This window comes from Plantibacter sp. CFBP 8775, from assembly GCF_014839505.1.
Classification (GTDB): domain Bacteria; phylum Actinomycetota; class Actinomycetes; order Actinomycetales; family Microbacteriaceae; genus Plantibacter; species Plantibacter auratus.
This window is the reverse complement of record NZ_JACYNV010000001.1, coordinates 1-17,208: the sequence shown is the minus strand read 5'-3', so window position 1 is coordinate 17,208 and position 17,208 is coordinate 1. Positions and strand designations below refer to the sequence as shown.

The window sequence follows — 17,208 nt, the reverse complement described above, 5'->3', positions numbered from 1 at the left end:
GATGAGACGTTCACCGTGCCCAGCATTCCGTTCGACGGCGCCAAGCACGATCGGTACTGGATGGTCCCGATCCTGCGTGCGGTGATCGCGCTCGCCACGGCGGGGGTCGTCACCTTCACGCAGGGCCACTCTTCGCAGTTCGGCCTCGTGGTCTTCGGGGTCTTCGCGCTGTTGTCCGGCGCGATCGTCGGCGCCTTCGCGTTCCCGAACTTCTCCGACACCGTGACGCGCGCGTTCTTCCTCGGCCAGGGCGTCATCGGCGTCGTGACCGGCGTCTTCTCGCTGCTCGTGAGCGGCGGCGGGCTGAGCATCTTCCTCTACGTCGTCACCCTGTGGGCGGCCCTCACCGGATTCCTCGAGCTGTACAGCGGGATCCGCTGGCGCGGACGCCTCGCCGCGGCGAAGGACTGGACCGCGGTCGGTGCCTTCACGGTGCTGCTCGCCATCGCGACGCTCCTCGTCCCGCCCGGACTCGAGCAGCGATTCGCCGCCCCGGGAGGTGTCGAGGGTGTCCTCCGTGCGGACATCGTCGTCGTCGGCCTCGTCGGAGCATACGCCGCGATCATCGGCGTCTACCTCGTCATCGGCGGACTGTCGCTGCGGTGGGCGGGCAAGCGCCCGGTCACCGGCGCAGCCACCGACGACACCACCGGCACGGCTGGAGCCGCATCATGAGCAAGCCCAACCGCGACGACGTCCTGCGGCCGATCGAGCTCCTCGTGCTCTCGGGCGTCATGGGGGTCTTCACCGGCGTCGTCGTTCTGATGTCGACCCGCGAGATCGTCCTGTCGCTCATCGGCCTGGGCATCGCGTTCATCGCCTCGCTCGTCGTCCTCGCGATGCTGGCGCTCGCCGTGAAGCCCGACTTCCAGGAGAAGCTCGACCTCGACGAGCAGGACGGCGACGACAAGCGTCCGCCGCGCCCCTCCGGCCACTGACCGTCTCGTCCCTCCGGCCCGGAGCGTTCTTCCGGGCCCCGACTGCAGCGCGCCGTCCCTGAGCGTTCCTTCCGGTCCCTGAGCGTTCCTTCCGGTCCCTGAGCGTTCCTTCCGGTCCCTGAGCTTGTCGAAGGGCGCACGCCGACAGGCTCGGTGCCCGGTCTCCCGTTCCCCGAGCCTGTCGATGGGCGACCTACGGCAGGTAGTCCACCAGGTCGTCGGAGAGCCCGAGGTACGTCGCCGGGGTGAGCTCGAGCAGGCGCTGCTTCGCGGCGTCGCCGATGTCGAGCTTGGAGACGAACTCGACGAGCTCCGCCTGGCCGAGACGCTTGCCGCGCGTGAGCTCCTTGAGGAGCGCGTAGGGGTCCTCGATGTTCGAGCGACCCGCGGTCACCTCGGCGCGGATGACCGTCTGGATGGCCTCCGCGAGCACCTCCCAGTTGTGGTCGAGGTCCGCAGCGAGCACGTCCTCCGCGAGGTCGATCTGCCCGAGGCCGCCGAGGATGTTGTCGAGGGCGAGCAGCGAGTGGCCGAACCCGACACCGATGTTGCGCTGGGCGCTCGAGTCGGTGAGGTCGCGCTGGAGTCGCGAGGTGACGAGGGTGGCGGCGAGGGAGTCGAGGATCGCGCTCGACAGCTCCAGGTTGGCCTCGGCGTTCTCGAAGCGGATCGGGTTGACCTTGTGCGGCATGGTCGACGAGCCGGTGGCGCCCGCGACCGGGATCTGCCGGAAGTAGCCGATGGAGATGTACGTCCACATGTCCGTCGCGAGGTTGTGCAGCACGCGGTTGGCGTGGGAGATCTTGCCGTACAGCTCCGCCTGCCAGTCGTGCGACTCGATCTGCGTCGTCAGCGGGTTCCAGTCGAGGCCGAGTCCCTCGACGAACTCGCGCGAGATGGCGGGCCAGTCCGCGTCGGGATCGGCGACGACATGGGCGGCGAACGTGCCGGTCGCGCCGGAGAACTTGCCGAGGTACTCGTTCGCCTCGATCTGCACGGCGATGCGCTCGAGTCGGTAGACGGTGACGGCGAGCTCGCGGCCCATCGTGGTGGGCGTCGCCGGCTGGCCGTGCGTGCGGGCGAGCATCGGGACGGCCCGGAAGTCGACGGCCTTGGTGCGCAGGGAGTCGAGGACGAGGCGCAGCTTCGGCAGCCAGATGGCGCGGACGGCCTGCGACACCGTGAGCGCGTAGGAGAGGTTGTTGATGTCCTCGCTCGTGCAGGCGATGTGGGTGAGTTCGGCGATGCGGTCGAGCCCGAGCTCGGACAGGCGGTGGCGCACGAGGTATTCGACGGCCTTCACATCGTGACGCGTGACGGCCTCCTTCTCGGCGAGCCAGTCGATGTCGGCCCGGCCGAAGTCGAGGTAGAGCGCGCGGAGCTGTTCGATCTCCGCCGGGGTGAGCGGGGAGGAGCCGAACATCGAGTGTTCGGTGAGGTAGACGAGCCACTCGACCTCGACCTGCACGCGGGCGCGGTTCAGACCGGCCTCCGAGAGGTACTCTCCGAGCGCCGTCACGGCGGGGCGGTAGCGACCGTCGAGCGGGCTGAGCGGCTGGGCGGGGAATTCGGTCATGGGGTGGCTCCCTGGGTCAGTGCTGGTTCGAGCTGGTGGAAGAGGGATCTGCAGGCATGGTCGATCATGCCGAGGACGGTCTCGAACATCTGGGCGTCCGAGTAATAGGGGTCGGGCACGTCGCGGGTCCCGGAGGTGCTGTCGAAGCTCAGGAGCAGGTGCACCTTGGAACGGTCGGCGTCGTTGCCCGCCCAGGCCCGCAGGATGCGTTCGTGACTGCGGTCGAGGGCGACGACGAGGTCGTAACTGTCGAAGCGGTCGGGGTCGAACTGCTTGGCCCGGTGGGCGGTGGCGTCGTGGCCGTGCGCTCGCAGCGCGGTGACCGTGCGGTGGTCGGCGTACTCGCCGACGTGCCAGTCGCCGGTGCCGGCGGAGGAGACCTCCACCACCCGCTCCAGCCCGGCGGCCGCGACGAGGTCGGTGAAGACGCTCTCGGCCATCGGGGATCGACAGATGTTGCCCGCGCAGACGAAGCACACGCGGAACGGGGTCGTGCCGGGGTCGGCCTCCCCGAGGGTGTTCATGCGTCTATTCTGGCCGACCGCGCCCGAGCCGTCGAACCGTTCTCAGCTGACTCCACTCCACAGCTCCACTCCGGTCGGCTTCCTCCACATCAGCACGGTGTGCCGTCGTGACCGCTCCGCCGGTTGGGCAGAGTCGAGCGTGATGCCGGCGGTGGGCGGGCGGAGGGCGAGGCGACATGGCGTTGGAGTACTACGACCCGTTTGCGATGGATTCCCCGTCGGAATGGACTGCGGAGGAGGCCCTCGCGGTACTTGAGTCGCGGGCGCAGTGCGTCGACGCCGTCCTGAGCGCGCTGAGCACCGGCATCACGGACTTCATGCACGGGCGATCCGGATTGGACTGGGTAGGGCCGGCGGCGATGGAGTTCTCCTGGGCGGCGGACGACCTCGTCGGGCGGTTGCGTGAAGCAGCGTCGGCGCTCGACGAGGCGCTTCGGAGATCACTCGGAGCCGCTGGGACCATCTCGGCTGGGAGCCTCCGGTGAGCGACGACCTCGTGCTCCGTGGTGGAGGGGTGGTCGCTGTCGCGACGGACGGCCATCTGAACCTCGCGCGCATCCTGGTTTCGCTCGGCGCCTCATGCGAGGAATGGGCAGGGCGGCTTGACGCCGTGGGTCGCATGGACACCTCCCATGCGCCGGCCGGACCGCTCCTGGTCCCACAGCTCGACGGAGAGGCGGGCCGGGAGTCCGCCGCGCGGGCAGCAGCCCTGCTCAGGCAAGCCGGGGGCGAGGCGACTCACCTCGGAGAACGACTCCTCCTGTCGGCTGAGGCGTACGGCGACATCGAGCGCACGGTCGCGTCCCTCTTCGAGCTGACCGATGGCGCCAACGCCTGGGCCCTGGGCGCATCTCCAGCGTCCTGGGTGCCCGGCGCTGTCGGTATCGGAGCCGTGCTGCTGCTCGGATCCGTCGTCCGCGCGGTCGTCGGCGCGGTGTCGGAAGGGGCAGGCGAGCAGTTCGACGCCACCGCCGAACGGGGCTTGCGTGACCTCATGGCCACACCGCTCTTTGCGGATGCGGTGCGTCGCATCGTCTCGTCGGCGGATGAGTGGTTGGTCGGGGCCGGGGGGCTCCCCGCCGGCATCCTCTCCATGATGGCCACTGCCGACGGGGTGCCGGGCGTCGCGCTCGCCGCCTTGGTCGTGGCGCGCACTGCCGATGCGACCGGCGTCCTGACGGCCTCCGGGGTGCGGACATCTCCCGTCCCTCGGGCAGACGGCGAGGACGACCGCGTCTCCCCGCCGACGACGTACGAGGAGCTGGCCCGACGGATGCCGCACGGAGGGGAGGGGAGCCCCCAGATCCGGGTCGAGCGGCATGTCGACGCCACCGGGTCGGAGCAGTGGATCGTGTGGTCGGGCGGCACGATCGACACGGGTCTTCCGAACACCGGATCGGAGCCGTGGGACAACCAGAGCAATCTGGACGCCGTCGCCGCTTCAGCCCTCCCGGGTCTCGCCGCCGACAGCACGAGGGCGACCCTCGACGCCATGGAACTCGCAGGTGTCCCGAAAGGAGCATCGGTGCTGCACGTCGGGTACTCGCAGGGTGGGATCGTCGCGGCAGCCATCGCAGCCAGCGGTGACTACGACTCGTCGCTCGTCACCTTCGGGGCGCCGGTCAACACGATCGTCTTCGACGAAGACGTGCCGCGAGCGCACTTCGAGCACACGGAGGACGTCATCCCAGCGCTGTCAGGGCGCCGTCAGGGCCAGCCTGATGGAGGAACGGTCGTCAGCCGGTCGCTGTTCGACGGTGCGCCTCCGCCGAGCGGCGACGACCCGCTGCCGGCCCACCGGCTCGAGAACTACCGAGACACGGCGCGGCTCGCCGACGCGTCGTCGGATCCGCGCCTCCAGGAAGTCGTCAAGCCGCTCTCCGAGCTCGCCGGTGACGGCGAGACATCGCAGTACCGAGCGGATCGAGTGGAGTGAACCGCAATCGGATGAGTTCTTCGCGCCGGTCAGTCCTTGGTCTTCGGGCGGATGACGATGCCGAGCAGCCAGTTCACGATCGAGATGACGATCGCCCCGAGGACGCCCCACCAGAAGCCGTCGACGGTCAGGCCGAACCCGAACCAGCCGCTGATGCCCGCGGTGATGAGGAGGAGGAGTCCGTTGATGAGGAGCCCGATCAGACCGAGCGTGAGGATGTAGAGGGGGAACGCGAGCACCTTGATGACCGAACCGATGATGGTGTTCACGACCGCGAAGATGAGCGCGACGAGCGCGAAGGTCAGGATCGTCTCCAGCGTGCCGCCAGGCGCGTACGGCGTCACGTTCACACCGGCGACGATGAGGGTCGTGACCCAGATGGCGAAGCCGTTGACGATCAGGTTCAGCAGAAAACGTCCCATGAGGGCAATCCTCCCACCCTTGCCACAGCGGGCAAAGGGCCGATTCGGACCGGCGCACTGCATTCCGACGCAGGTATCCTTCGCGGCCTAGACTCGTCGAGTGAGTGACAACCTGCCAACCACCGCCCAGCCGGCCGCTCAGCCGGGCCGGAGCCCGGTCCGTCTCCGTCCGGAGATCGCAGATCTGCCGCCCTACCGTCAGGGCAAGCCGGCCGCACCCGACGCCTTCAAGCTCTCCAGCAACGAGGTCCCGTTCCCGCCGCTCGACGCCGTCCTCTCGGCCATCACCGACACGGCTGCGCACTCCCACCGCTACCCCGACGGCGCCGCACTCGCACTGCGCACGGCGCTCGCCGAAGCCAACGGGGTCACGCCCGAACGCATCCACATCGGAGCCGGCTCGGTCGCACTCCTCAGCCAGTTCATCACCGCGACCGCCGGTCCGGGAGACGAAGTCGTCTTCGCCTGGCGCTCCTTCGAGGCCTACCCGGGTCTCGTGACCGTCGCCGGCGCGACGTCGGTGCGTGTCCCCAACCGGCCCGACGGCTCCCACGACCTCGAGGCGATGGCCGCAGCCGTCACCGACCGAACCCGCGTCGTCATCGTCTGCACGCCGAACAACCCCACGGGGCCGGTCGTCGAACGCGCCGCCTTCCTCGCCTTCCTCCGCTCCGTGCCGTCCGACGTGCTGGTCCTCCTCGACGAGGCCTACCGCGAGTTCGTCACCGACGATGACGCCGTCAACGGCATCCCGCTCCTCGACGAGCACCCGAACCTCGTCGTGCTCCGCACCTTCTCGAAGGCCTACGGACTCGCCGGCCTCCGCGTCGGCTGGGCCATCGGCCACGAGCTCGTCCTCGACGGCGCCCGCAACGCGGCCATCCCGCTCTCCAGCACCGCGCCCGCCCAGCAGGCGGCCATCGCCGGACTCGCGAACGCCGAAGACATCCGAGCCCGCGTCGCGGTCATCACCGCACGACGCGACGACCTCGCCGCCGCACTCCGCGAGCAGGGCTGGTTCATCCCCGCGGCACAGGGCAACTTCGTCTGGTTCGGCCTCGGCGAGCAGACGGCCGCCGCGAACGAGACCTTCCTCGCGCACGGTATCGTCGGCCGCGCCTTCCCCGGCGACGGCGTCCGCATCTCGATCGGTGAAGCCGAGTCGATCGAACCGCTCCTCGCCGCCGCTGCAGAGATCCTCGCCGGACTGCCGGCCGACCACCCGACACGAGAGGGAGTGCGCTCACGATGAGCCGTTCCGGAGACGACCCCACCGTGCCCAGCGTCCAGTTCATCGACGCGGCCGGCACCTTCGCGCCGAACGAACACGCGGAGCGCTATCAGCCGTTCCTCGATCGCCTGACCGAGACCGACCTGCAGCAGTTCTACCGCGATATGGCGAACGTCCGCGCCTTCGACATCGAAGCGACGAACCTGCAGCGCCAGGGCCAGATGGCGCTGTGGCCGCCGAGTCACGGGCAGGAGGCGGCACAGGTCGGTTCGGCCCGTGCGGCGCGAGCCCAGGACCACATCTTCCCCTCCTACCGCGAACACGTCGTCGCGATGATCCGCGGTGTCGACCCCATCGACATCGTCCGCCTCATGCGCGGCAACACGCACGGCGGCTGGGACCCGGCAGATCCGTCCAACGGCAACATGCACCTGTACACACTCGTGCTCGCCGCTCAGACCCTCCACGCGACCGGCTACGCGATGGGCCTGAACTTCGACAAGGCCGTCGGCACCGGCGACCCCGACCGCGACACGGCCGTGCTCGTCTACTTCGGCGACGGCTCGAGCTCCGAGGGCGACGCGAACGAGGCGTACATCTACGCCGCCAGCTACCAGACGCCGCAGGTGTTCTTCCTGCAGAACAACCAGTGGGCCATCTCCGTCCCCGTCTCCCGCCAGGCCCGCGAGCCGCTCTACCAGCGCGCAGCCGGCTTCGGCCTCGACAGCGTCCGCATCGACGGCAACGACGTGCTCGCGAGCTACGCGACGGCGGCGAAGCACCTCGACGACGCCCGCGCCGGCCACGGCCCGAGCCTCATCGAGGCGATGACCTACCGCGTCGGCGCCCACACCACGAGCGACGACCCGACCAAGTACCGGACCGACGACGAACTCCAGTCCTGGATCGCCCGCGACCCGATCGTCCGGTTCAAGACGTATCTCCAGGGGCTCGGCGCCTCGGACGCGTTCTTCGCCGAGGTCGACGAAGAGGCTGCTGCGCTCGCGGAGGACACCCGCGTCCGCACGCTCGCCCTGGAAGCGCCCGGCCGAGAGCTCATCTTCGACGGCGTCTACTCCGAACCGCACCCGCTCATGGTCGAGCAGCAGGCCTGGCTCGAACGCTACGAAGCCTCGCTCGAAGGAGGCAACGCATGACGATGACCACCATGCCGATGGCGAAGGCGTTGAACGCCGGCCTGCGCAAGGCGATGACCGAGGACGACAAGGTCCTGCTGATGGGCGAGGACATCGGCCCGCTCGGCGGCGTCTTCCGCGTCACCGAGGGCTTGCACGCCGAGTTCGGCGGCGACCGCGTGCTCGACACCCCGCTGGCGGAGTCCGGCATCGTCGGCACCGCGATCGGCCTCGCCATGCGCGGCTACCGTCCGGTGTGCGAGATCCAGTTCGACGGCTTCGTGTTCCCGGCCTTCAACCAGATCACGACGCAGCTCGCGAAGCTCACCAACCGGCACGAGGGCAAGCTGCAGATGCCCGTCGTCATCCGGATCCCCTACGGCGGACACATCGGCGCGGTCGAGCACCACCAGGAGAGCCCCGAGGCGTACTTCGCCCACACGGCCGGCCTGCGCGTGGTCAGCCCGTCGACCCCGAACGACGCCTACTGGATGATCCAGGAGGCCATCGCCTCGAACGACCCGGTCGTCTTCCTCGAACCGAAGAGCCGCTACTGGCCGAAGGGCGAGGTCGACCTCGACGGCTCGGCCGCGCCACTGCACGGCAGCCGCATCGTCCGCACCGGCACGGAGGTCACCCTCGCCGGACACGGCGCGATCGTGAGCGTCATGCTGCAGGCGGCTGAACTGGCCGCCACGGAGGGCACGAGCGTCGAGGTCGTCGACATGCGCTCGCTGTCGCCCATCGACTACGACCCGCTCGTCGAATCCGTCCGCCGGACCGGCCGCCTCGTCTACGTGCAGGAGGCGCCCGGCTTCACGAGCGTCGGCTCGGAGATCGCGGCGACCGTCACCGAGCGCGCCTTCTACTCGCTCGAGGCACCCGTTCTTCGGGTGTCCGGGTTCGACACCCCGTTCCCGCCGGCGAAGCTCGAAGGCGTCTACCTCCCGGATGCCGACCGCATCCTCGAGGCCGTCGATCGCTCGCTGGCGTACTGAACACCGAAGGAAGACGAGGAACCACGATGAGTGATCTCCAGTTCGAACTGCCGGACGTCGGCGAAGGCCTGACCGAGGCCGAGATCGTCGCATGGAAGGTCGCGCCGGGCGACGCCGTCTCGGTCAACCAGGTGCTGGTCGAGATCGAGACCGCGAAGTCGCTCGTCGAACTCCCGTCGCCGTTCGCCGGGACCGTCGGTGCCCTGCTCGTCGAGGAGGGCCAGACCGTCGACGTCGGGACGCCCATCATCAGCGTGAGCACCGGTGGTGGAGCAGTGACCGCCGAGCCGACCGCGCCCGCACCGGCGGTCGTCGAGTCGGAGGAGGCCACGCTGGCCGCCGACACCGCGGCGAGCGTCTCTCCCGCCGAAGAGCCGCGCCCTGGCGCCGTGCTCGTCGGATACGGCAGCGCCGGCCACACTTCGAGCCGTCGCCGTGGCCGTGGCGCGACGCCCGTCGTCGAGCCGGCGAGCCCGGCCGTCACCCCGCAGCCGCCCGTGCGCCGCCAGCCGCCGTCGAGCATCCCCGCCGCGTCCGCGCTGCCGGTCATCGCCAAGCCGCCGATCCGGAAGCTCGCGAAGGACCTCGAGGTCGACCTCACGGCCATCGAGGGCACCGGACTCGCGGGGGAGATCACCCGCGACGACGTCATCCGTGAGGCCAGCCAGGCGAGCGTGTTCCGCAACATCGAGACGCCGGAGTGGGCCGACGAGCGCGAGGAGCGCATCCCGGTCAAGGGCGTCCGCAAGGCCATCGCGACGGCCATGACCCGCAGCGCCTTCACCGCGCCGCACGTCTCCCTCTTCGTCGACGTCGACGCGACGCGCACGATGGAGTTCGTCAAGCGTCTGAAGAACTCGACGGACTTCGCCGGCGTCAAGGTCTCGCCGCTGCTCATCATGGCCAAGGCGATGATCTGGGCGGTCCGCCGCAACCCCACGGTCAACAGCGAGTGGACCGACCAGGAGATCATCGTCCGCCACTACGTGAACCTCGGCGTCGCCGCCGCGACACCGCGCGGACTGATCGTCCCGAACGTCAAGGAGGCGCAGGCGATGAGCCTGCTCGAGCTGGCGCGAGCCCTCGAGACCCTCACCATCACGGCCCGCGACGGCAAGACGCCGCCGGCCGACCAGCAGAACGGCACGATCACGGTGACGAACATCGGTGTCTTCGGCATGGACACCGGTACCCCGATCCTCAACCCGGGTGAGGTCGGCATCGTCGCGCTCGGCACGATCAAGCAGAAGCCATGGGTCGTCGACGGCGAGGTGCGCAGTCGGTTCGTCACGACGCTCGGCGCCTCCTTCGACCACCGCGTGGTGGACGGCGACGTCGCGAGCCGCTTCCTGGCGGACGTCGCGTCGATCATCGAGGAGCCTGCGCTGCTGCTCGACTGAGTACACCTGCCCAGGAACCTTCCAGCCGGGCGATTTTGAGAATCAGTATCAATAGGCGTAGCGTTGGCCTTCTCACCCCGATCGAGAAGGTTCATCAATGCGCGCTCGCACCCTGCTCCCGGCCTTGGCCATCGTCCCGGCAGCCGCCCTCGTACTCGCGGGCTGCTCCGGCAGCAGCGCGTCGAGCGCGGCCGACGACGGCAAGATCAACATCGTCGCCTCCACGAACGTGTACGGCGACATCGCCTCGAAGATCGGCGGCAAGGACGTCGAGGTGACCTCGCTCATCTCCTCGGCCGCCCAGGACCCGCACTCCTACGAGGCGAGCACGCAGGACCAGCTCTCCATCAAGAACGCCGACCTCGTCATCGAGAACGGCGGCGGCTACGACCCGTTCGTCGACACGCTCCTCGACGCCGCCAAGAACGAGTCCGTCGAGGTCGTCAACGTCGTCGACCTGTCGGGCCTCGCCCCGGACGACGACCACGCCGACGAGCAGCACACGGACGAGGCGCACGCCGAGGACGACGGCCACGACCACATCGAGGGCTTCAACGAGCACGTCTGGTACAGCCTCCCGACGATGGCGAAGCTCGCCGACGAGCTGGCCAAGGAGCTCGGCGAACTCGACAGCGCGAACGCAGCCACGTACACCGCGAACGCGAAGGCCTTCACCGAGTCCCTCGGCACGATCGAGACGGCCCAGGCCGCGATCAAGACCGCACACGACGGGGAGGGCGTCGCCATCACCGAGCCCGTCCCGCTCTACCTGCTCGAGGGCGCCGGACTCGTGAACCGCACCCCCGAGGCGTTCAGCGAGGCGATCGAGGAGGGCACCGACGTGTCGCCGACCGTCCTCAAGGAGACGCTCGACCTCTTCGGCGGCGGATCGGTCGCGCTGCTTGCCTACAATGAGCAGACGAGTGGCGGCGAGACCGAGCAGGTCAAGACCGCCGCGGAGAACGCAGGCGTGCCGGTGCTGTCATTCACCGAGACCCTCCCGGACGGCAAGGACTACCTCTCGTGGATGACCGAGAACGTCGACGCCGTGGCGGACGCCCTGGATCGATGACCAGCGGTTCTGCCAACGGCTCAGGCCCCGTCGACGTCCTCGCACTCGCCGGGGCCGAGCTCGGTTTCGGCGGACGAACGCTCTGGGACGGCCTCGACCTCTCGGTGCACCCGGGGGAGTTCCTCGCTGTGCTCGGCCCGAACGGCTCCGGCAAGACGAGTCTGCTGCGCACCATCCTCGGGCAGCAGCAGCTCGACCGCGGGACCATCAGGGTCGCCGGAGGCCCGGTGCACCGCGGCGACCGCCGCATCGGCTACATCCCGCAGCAGAAGCTCATCCCCGCCGGCACGCCGATGCGCGGTCGCGATCTCGTCGCCCTCGGCGTCGACGGTCACCGCTTCGGACTCCCCATCCGCACCGCGGCGACGAAGCGTCGGGTCGACGAGCTGATCGCCTCCGTCGGCGCGACCGCCTACGCCGATGGCGCGGTGGGCACCCTGTCCGGCGGTGAGCAGCAGCGGCTCCGCGTCGCCCAGGCGCTCGCGGACGACCCGATCCTCCTCCTCTGCGACGAACCACTGCTCAGCCTCGACCTCCAGCATCAGCGCGGGGTCAGCGAACTCATCGACCGTCGCCGACGTGAACACGACACGGCGGTGGTCTTCGTCACCCACGACGTGAACCCGGTGCTCCCCATGGTCGACCGCATCCTGTACCTCGCCGGCGGGCGGTTCCGGGAGGGCACCCCCGACGAGGTGCTCCGCAGCGAGGTGCTGTCGGAGCTCTACGGCACGCCCGTCGACGTGCTCCGCAGTCACGGCCGGGTCGTCGTGGTCGGCATCCCCGACAGCGAGACCCACCACCATCACCATGACGATCCGCACACCGGTGCGGTGGGGGTCGGCGCATGAACACCGACGACCTCTGGGGACGCCTGTTCAACTTCCAGGACTACGGCGCACTCCTCGAACTCGTGCAGAACTCGATCATCGCCGGCGCGGTCCTGGGCATCGTCGGCGGCCTCATCGGTGTGTTCGTGATGCAGCGGGACATGGCGTTCGCGGTGCACGGGATCAGCGAGCTGTCCTTCGCCGGTGCTGCCGGTGCGCTGCTGTTCGGGGCGAATGTCGTCGTCGGGTCCCTCGCGGGGTCCCTCGTCGCCGCGATCCTCATCGGCCTGCTCGGCTCGAAGGCGCGCGACCGCAACTCGATCATCGGGGTGCTCATGCCGTTCGGCCTCGGCCTCGGCATCCTCTTCCTCGCGCTCTATCCGGGCCGGAGTGCCAACAAGTTCGGGCTCCTCACGGGGCAGATCGTGTCGGTCGACGACCCGCAGCTGGGCCTCCTCATCGTCATCAGCATCGTCGTGCTGGTCGCGCTCCTCCTCCTGTGGCGACCCCTCAGCTTCGACAGCCTCGACCCGGACGTCGCCGCAGCACGCGGGGTGCCGAGCCGGTTCGTCTCGCTCGCCTTCATGGTGCTGCTCGGGCTCACCGTCGCGGTGTCGGTGCAGATCATCGGTGCGCTGCTCGTCCTCGCGCTGCTCGTGACACCTGCTGCCGCGGCGCTCCGGGTGTCGTCGTCGCCCGTCCTCGTCCCGGTGTTGAGCATGCTCTTCGGCTTCGTCTCGGCGGTCGGCGGCATCCTGCTCGCCATCGGTGGATCGCTTCCGATCAGCCCCTACATCACGACGATCTCCTTCCTCATCTACCTCGTCTGCCGCATCGTCGGGCCGCGCACCGCGTCCGGGCGACGTGGTCGTCGGGCACCCGTCGGCGAGACGCGGCACGCCCAGGTCGCGTGATGATCGTGGACCGTGCACCGCGTCCGCGTGGAGCTGCTTCGGAGCGTCCTCCGAGCGGTTCCCGGGTACCCTTGAAGCGACAGGCAGGAGCACCCGTGGCGAAGCGCAACACCTGGCAGCGAGAAGCTGTCCGCGAGGCCCTCGGCGGCAACGACGGATTCATCAGCGCCCAGGGTTTGCACGCCGAACTCCGCGACACCGGTTCGCCGATCGGGCTCGCGACCGTGTACCGCGCCCTCTCCGACCTCGCGGTCGAGGGCGAAGCGGACTCCCTGCAGTCGCCCGAGGGCGAGAACCTCTACCGCGCCTGCACGCCGGGCACCCACCATCACCACCTCATCTGCCGCAACTGTGGTCTCACCATCGAGATCGAGGCCGACGAGGTCGAAGCCTGGGCGCGCTCGGTCGCGTCGCAGCACGGGTTCACCGAGGCGAAGCACGTCGTCGACGTCTTCGGGCTCTGCGAGAACTGCTCGGCGGCGGCCCAGCGCGCGTGAGGCCGGAGTGAGCAGGACGACCGGAACCCTCGGGGTCGACGACGACTGGACCGCGCCCGACGACGACGGCGCGGAGCACTGGGGTCGCACCGAAGGACGTGATCCACGGAACCTGCGGACACCGCTCCTGATCGGCGTCGCACTGCTCGTGGTGGTCGGCCTCTTCGTGCTCCGGGCGCTCATGCCGCTCGGTGAGGCGCTCACCCCGCCCACCGCGGTGCGCGACTTCGTGACCCTGACGCTCAGCGTGGTGGTGGAGTCGCTGCCGTTCGTGGTGCTCGGCATCGTGCTGTCGATCCTCGTGCAGATCTGGCTTCCCGACGGCTGGCTCGAGCGGTGGTTGCCGACGCAGCCGATCCTCCGCCGAGCCTGCATCTCGTTGCTCGGCATGTTCCTGCCGGTCTGCGAGTGCGGGAACGTCCCGCTCGCCCGCGGCCTCATCGTGCGCGGGTTCACGGTGCCGGAGTCGATCACCTTCCTGCTCGCGGCGCCGATCCTCAACCCGATCGTCATCGTCACGACGCATCAGGCCTTCGGCTGGGACGGCGGGATCCTCGTCGCCCGGCTCGTCGGCGGGTTCCTGCTCGCGAACCTCATCGGGTGGCTCTTCAGCAAGCACCCCGACCCCAGCTCGCTGCTCACGCCGACCTTCCAAGCCAGCTGCGAGGTGACCGAGCAGCACGGGCACGAGCACACGAAGGTGGAGCGCAGCCTGCAGCAGTTCGTCGCGGAGGCGCGCGCGATCATGCCGGCGCTGCTCATCGGGTCCGCCGTGGCCGGCGCCGTACAGGTGCTGGTGCCGCGCGAGGTGCTCGTCACCCTCGGCGCGAACCCCGTCTGGTCGGTGCTCGCGATGATGACGCTCGCCGTGATCGTCTCGATCTGCTCGAACGTCGACGCCTTCTTCGTGCTGTCCTTCGGATCCACGTTCATGCCCGGCTCGATCGTCGCCTTCCTCGTCCTCGGCCCCGTCGTCGACGTCAAGATGCTCGCGCTCATGCGCACCACCTACACGACCAGGACCCTCGTGATCATCACCGCGGTCGCCGTGCTGTTCTCGGCGGCCCTCGGATTCGGAGTGAACGCCCTTGCCTGATCAGAACGCCACGCACGGACACGCGCACGCCGAGACGTCGACGGCCGGCGATCGTCGCGTCCCACTGCTCGAACGCCTCCGGCAGCGATGGTGGGGCGTGCTGCTGCTCGTCACCGCCGCCGTGTGCATCCTCTGGCTCGCACTGACCGATCGCCTCGGGCTCTACATCCACCCGCGATACTTCGTCTTCACCGTCATCATGGCGCTCATCGCGGTCGCGCTCGGCATCGTCAGCGTCCTCGTCCATGTGGACGTCGAGGAGGTGCCGAAGCGTCGCGGGCGAACGGCGCTGCAGCTCGCCTCCGTCGTGGGAAGTCTCGCGGTCGTCGGCGCGATGGTGGTGCTCCCGCCGTCGACGCTGTCGGTCGCGACGGCCGACCAGCGCGCGGTGAACTCCGGCACGCTCGCGGGTGAGGTCCAGGGGCAGGACGCCCAGACGGTGCTGACCTCGAACCCGGACTTCAGCACCTTCGGCATCAAGGACTGGGCGACGCTGTTGCGCCAGACGACTCGACCCGCCGACCTCGAAGGGCGCGCCTTCACCGGGGTCGGCTTCGTGATCGCCGATCCGGACGCGGCCGACGTCTTCTACGTCTCGCGGTTCGTCGTGAACTGCTGCGCCGTGGACGCCCAGCCGGTCGGTGTGCCCGTGCAGCTCGACGGGTGGGACCAACAGCTCAAGCCCGGCGACTGGGTCGAGGTCTCGGGCGCGCTCACCGCGAGCGACGCCTCGCATCTGCCGTTGGTGGTCGGGACGGCGAAGGTCGACAAGGTCGAGGAGCCGGCGGACCCGTATGACTACTGATCGCCGGGATGCTGCACGAGGCCGGTCGACGCCGGCCGCCGGCGACCGGAGCGGTTTCGGCCGACTGGTCGCGATCGTGCTGATCGCGCTCGTCGTCATCGGCGGCGGCGCGGCCGTCGTGGGCTTGACCCAGGGGCCGAAGCTCGTCCGCACGGTGGTCGACCCGACCGGACTCGTGGAGTCCTGGGGCCAGCGGGTCGTCCTGGCGGTGAACCAACCGATCGCGGATCTCGGCTCGGACCGGGTGCGGATCGAGCCGGCAGCCGACTTCGACGTCACTACCGGGGCCGGCGGCATCACGCTGGTCTTCCCTGAGCCGCTCGCCTACGCGACGGACTACCGGATCACGGTCGACGGGGTCACCGCGCCGGGTGGCGGACCGGCGGCCACGCTCACGACGTCGTTCTCGACGCCGCCCGTCGAGGGGTTCTCGCTCGTGCGGAGTCCGGTCAAGGAGGGCGGCTCGGCGGCGACGAAGGCGGACGACCGGATCGTGCGGCTCTCGATCGGCGGTGGTGAACCCGAGACCGCGTACGAAGCGGCGAAGATCCAGGAGTTCGCGACGATCGGCGACTCCCTGATCGTCGTGGAGCAGGAGACGAGCGGGCTCGGTCGCATCGTGGTGGTGGACACGACCGACGGGAGTACCCAGGAGGTGGCCCTCCCGATGGGCGGGATGATCACCTCCTTGCAGACCGCTCCGGCGCAGAGTCGGGTGGGGTTCCTGTTCACGGAACAGTCGTTCGGCCGCGACGGCGGCGACAACCTCACGCTGTACTCGTTCGAGCTGCGGCAGGGGAAACCCACGGAGGCCGCCCGGGTCGGCGGGATCGACGGGGCTGCGGTCCAGGCGGCGGAGTGGTCGTTCGTGCCCCGGACCTCCTCGATGCTCGTCCGCACGGTGGACAACTCGCTCGAGCTGCTCGATCCTGCTGCGACGACCGATCCGGTGCTGCTCGGCCGGGCCTCCCTCATCTCGAGCTACATCCCGGGCACCACCAAGGTCGTCATCGAGCAGGTCGACGGTGTGGTCGTGCTCGACCTTGCGACGGGGAAGAGCGAACCGTTCGTCCTGCCCTCGGTGGCACCCACCGAGATCCCCGGACAACTCGTCGCACTGTCCGAGTCCCTGTCGGCCAGGATCTACGCCGATTACGACCGTGCCGCCGGAACCACGGAGCAGCGGGTACTGGCGATCAAGGACGGCGCGACCGCCGAGCTCTATCGACCTGACGCGGGTGCCGTCATCTGGTCACTGTGCGCGAGCCCGAACGCGGAGTACGTCGCGGTCGTCGTCGTCCCCGACTTCGCGAAGGCCGGCTTCGACGGGTACGCCAACGCGCCGATGCCCAACGGTCCCGAGATCGAGGTCGTCGACGCCCGCACCGGCAAGGTGGTCGGGACGCAGGCCGGTTTCGATCTGTCCTGGTGCGCCGGCACGGGAGTCGCGCAGTGACCCTGCGCCGACCCGTTCGCGGCCGCCTCGGCGAAAACCGCGTGATTCCGGGCGACACGCCCGGGATGCAAGCGGAATTTGCCACGATCCCGAGACACACGTAGAGTAATCACTCGTCACCCCAAAGGTGCGGGAAGCGGAAGAGCTTCTCGGCCTCAAGCGGGGACAATCCCCAGCCAAAAGCGAGAACATTTCGATGTTACCGTTTCAAGTCTCGGTTGGATGACTTCCTCCTGGTGTCACTCGTGCTCAGCATGACTCTGTTCGCAGAGCGGCTGAAACGCCGAGTTGACAACAAGCCGGGAAGATGTAAGATAGAGAAGTTGCCCTGCAGGGCGGTCGTGATGGCCAAAGGCAGGAGCATCCGATCCTTGAGA

Annotated in this window: 18 protein-coding genes; 15 read left to right on the top strand and 3 right to left on the bottom strand. The window is 69.2% G+C overall.

The genetic code is table 11. The annotated features are described in order from the left end of the window. Positions 1-15: 15 nt before the first annotated feature. A complete protein-coding gene (locus IFR14_RS00090) occupies positions 16-675 on the top strand; it encodes a hypothetical protein (protein WP_191939861.1) in 660 nt (219 codons plus the stop codon). After that, complete coding sequence (locus tag IFR14_RS00085; RefSeq protein ID WP_056010480.1) at positions 672-938, top strand: hypothetical protein; 267 nt, start codon at positions 672-674, stop codon at positions 936-938. The genes IFR14_RS00090 and IFR14_RS00085 overlap by 4 nt, the downstream gene beginning before the upstream one ends. Before the next feature lie 193 nt (positions 939-1,131). Here IFR14_RS00085 and purB read toward each other — a convergent pair whose 3' ends face one another. Together purB and IFR14_RS00075 are read right to left on the bottom strand one after the other, a co-directional pair. Beyond that, positions 1,132-2,514 (bottom strand): adenylosuccinate lyase, encoded by a 1,383-nt coding sequence (purB, locus tag IFR14_RS00080; protein ID WP_191939860.1) that lies wholly within the window; start codon positions 2,512-2,514, stop codon positions 1,132-1,134. Beyond that, the gene (locus IFR14_RS00075; protein ID WP_191939859.1) at positions 2,511-3,038 is read right to left on the bottom strand and encodes a low molecular weight protein-tyrosine-phosphatase; all 528 of its coding nucleotides are present in this window, start codon (positions 3,036-3,038) and stop codon (positions 2,511-2,513) included. Before IFR14_RS00075 ends, purB begins: the two co-directional genes overlap by 4 nt. A gap of 206 nt (positions 3,039-3,244) precedes the next feature. Here IFR14_RS00075 and IFR14_RS00070 point away from each other — a divergent pair, with 206 nt between their 5' ends. Both IFR14_RS00070 and IFR14_RS00065 read left to right on the top strand, forming a co-directional pair. Beyond that, positions 3,245-3,523, top strand: a complete 279-nt coding sequence (locus tag IFR14_RS00070; protein WP_191939858.1) for a hypothetical protein — start codon at positions 3,245-3,247, stop codon at positions 3,521-3,523. Continuing rightward, complete coding sequence (locus tag IFR14_RS00065) at positions 3,520-4,974, top strand: hypothetical protein (RefSeq protein ID WP_191939857.1); 1,455 nt, start codon at positions 3,520-3,522, stop codon at positions 4,972-4,974. The genes IFR14_RS00070 and IFR14_RS00065 overlap by 4 nt, the downstream gene beginning before the upstream one ends. Positions 4,975-5,003: 29 nt before the next feature. Here the strand turns inward: IFR14_RS00065 and IFR14_RS00060 are convergent, their stop codons facing one another. Then, a complete protein-coding gene (locus IFR14_RS00060) occupies positions 5,004-5,396 on the bottom strand; it encodes a phage holin family protein (RefSeq protein ID WP_191939856.1) in 393 nt (130 codons plus the stop codon). A 100-nt stretch (positions 5,397-5,496) separates the two neighbouring features. Here IFR14_RS00060 and IFR14_RS00055 point away from each other — a divergent pair, with 100 nt between their 5' ends. From IFR14_RS00055 to IFR14_RS00005, 11 genes are all read left to right on the top strand, one after another. Further along, positions 5,497-6,648: a histidinol-phosphate transaminase gene (locus IFR14_RS00055; RefSeq protein ID WP_342365606.1), complete on the top strand. Its 1,152-nt coding sequence runs from the start codon at positions 5,497-5,499 to the stop codon at positions 6,646-6,648. After that, the gene (locus tag IFR14_RS00050) at positions 6,645-7,784 is read left to right on the top strand and encodes a thiamine pyrophosphate-dependent enzyme (RefSeq protein ID WP_079704171.1); all 1,140 of its coding nucleotides are present in this window, start codon (positions 6,645-6,647) and stop codon (positions 7,782-7,784) included. Before IFR14_RS00055 ends, IFR14_RS00050 begins: the two co-directional genes overlap by 4 nt. Next, positions 7,781-8,761 carry an alpha-ketoacid dehydrogenase subunit beta gene (locus IFR14_RS00045; protein WP_370282136.1) on the top strand — a complete coding sequence of 327 codons (981 nt, stop codon included), beginning with the start codon at positions 7,781-7,783 and terminating at the stop codon, positions 8,759-8,761. The genes IFR14_RS00050 and IFR14_RS00045 overlap by 4 nt, the downstream gene beginning before the upstream one ends. A gap of 26 nt (positions 8,762-8,787) precedes the next feature. Next, positions 8,788-10,161 carry a dihydrolipoamide acetyltransferase family protein gene (locus tag IFR14_RS00040; RefSeq protein WP_191939855.1) on the top strand — a complete coding sequence of 458 codons (1,374 nt, stop codon included), beginning with the start codon at positions 8,788-8,790 and terminating at the stop codon, positions 10,159-10,161. Positions 10,162-10,258: 97 nt separating this feature from the next. Next, complete coding sequence (locus IFR14_RS00035; protein ID WP_191939854.1) at positions 10,259-11,233, top strand: metal ABC transporter solute-binding protein, Zn/Mn family; 975 nt, start codon at positions 10,259-10,261, stop codon at positions 11,231-11,233. After that, positions 11,230-12,084 (top strand): metal ABC transporter ATP-binding protein, encoded by an 855-nt coding sequence (locus tag IFR14_RS00030; protein WP_191939853.1) that lies wholly within the window; start codon positions 11,230-11,232, stop codon positions 12,082-12,084. Before IFR14_RS00035 ends, IFR14_RS00030 begins: the two co-directional genes overlap by 4 nt. After that, a complete protein-coding gene (locus IFR14_RS00025) occupies positions 12,081-12,977 on the top strand; it encodes a metal ABC transporter permease (protein WP_079704166.1) in 897 nt (298 codons plus the stop codon). The genes IFR14_RS00030 and IFR14_RS00025 overlap by 4 nt, the downstream gene beginning before the upstream one ends. Positions 12,978-13,072: 95 nt before the next feature. Further along, the gene (locus tag IFR14_RS00020) at positions 13,073-13,474 is read left to right on the top strand and encodes a Fur family transcriptional regulator (RefSeq protein WP_079704165.1); all 402 of its coding nucleotides are present in this window, start codon (positions 13,073-13,075) and stop codon (positions 13,472-13,474) included. Positions 13,475-13,481: 7 nt separating this feature from the next. After that, the gene (locus tag IFR14_RS00015; RefSeq protein WP_369821859.1) at positions 13,482-14,570 is read left to right on the top strand and encodes a permease; all 1,089 of its coding nucleotides are present in this window, start codon (positions 13,482-13,484) and stop codon (positions 14,568-14,570) included. Next, positions 14,563-15,375: a TIGR03943 family putative permease subunit gene (locus IFR14_RS00010; RefSeq protein WP_244175350.1), complete on the top strand. Its 813-nt coding sequence runs from the start codon at positions 14,563-14,565 to the stop codon at positions 15,373-15,375. The genes IFR14_RS00015 and IFR14_RS00010 overlap by 8 nt, the downstream gene beginning before the upstream one ends. Then, a complete protein-coding gene (locus IFR14_RS00005) occupies positions 15,365-16,831 on the top strand; it encodes a hypothetical protein (RefSeq protein WP_191939852.1) in 1,467 nt (488 codons plus the stop codon). Before IFR14_RS00010 ends, IFR14_RS00005 begins: the two co-directional genes overlap by 11 nt. The last annotated feature ends 377 nt before the right edge of the window (positions 16,832-17,208 follow it).

Excerpts from the sequence above, each read along its gene's own strand:
- IFR14_RS00085 (WP_056010480.1), top strand. The coding sequence starts at position 672 with ATGAGCAAGCCCAACCGCGACGACGTCCTGCGGCCGATCGAGCTCCTC.
- purB (WP_191939860.1), bottom strand. The coding sequence starts at position 2,514 with ATGACCGAATTCCCCGCCCAGCCGCTCAGCCCGCTCGACGGTCGCTAC.
- IFR14_RS00075 (WP_191939859.1), bottom strand. The coding sequence starts at position 3,038 with ATGAACACCCTCGGGGAGGCCGACCCCGGCACGACCCCGTTCCGCGTG.
- IFR14_RS00070 (WP_191939858.1), top strand. The coding sequence starts at position 3,245 with ATGGATTCCCCGTCGGAATGGACTGCGGAGGAGGCCCTCGCGGTACTT.
- IFR14_RS00060 (WP_191939856.1), bottom strand. The coding sequence starts at position 5,396 with ATGGGACGTTTTCTGCTGAACCTGATCGTCAACGGCTTCGCCATCTGG.
- IFR14_RS00050 (WP_079704171.1), top strand. The coding sequence starts at position 6,645 with ATGAGCCGTTCCGGAGACGACCCCACCGTGCCCAGCGTCCAGTTCATC.
- IFR14_RS00045 (WP_370282136.1), top strand. The coding sequence starts at position 7,781 with ATGACGATGACCACCATGCCGATGGCGAAGGCGTTGAACGCCGGCCTG.
- IFR14_RS00040 (WP_191939855.1), top strand. The coding sequence starts at position 8,788 with ATGAGTGATCTCCAGTTCGAACTGCCGGACGTCGGCGAAGGCCTGACC.
- IFR14_RS00035 (WP_191939854.1), top strand. The coding sequence starts at position 10,259 with ATGCGCGCTCGCACCCTGCTCCCGGCCTTGGCCATCGTCCCGGCAGCC.
- IFR14_RS00030 (WP_191939853.1), top strand. The coding sequence starts at position 11,230 with ATGACCAGCGGTTCTGCCAACGGCTCAGGCCCCGTCGACGTCCTCGCA.
- IFR14_RS00025 (WP_079704166.1), top strand. The coding sequence starts at position 12,081 with ATGAACACCGACGACCTCTGGGGACGCCTGTTCAACTTCCAGGACTAC.
- IFR14_RS00005 (WP_191939852.1), top strand. The coding sequence starts at position 15,365 with ATGACTACTGATCGCCGGGATGCTGCACGAGGCCGGTCGACGCCGGCC.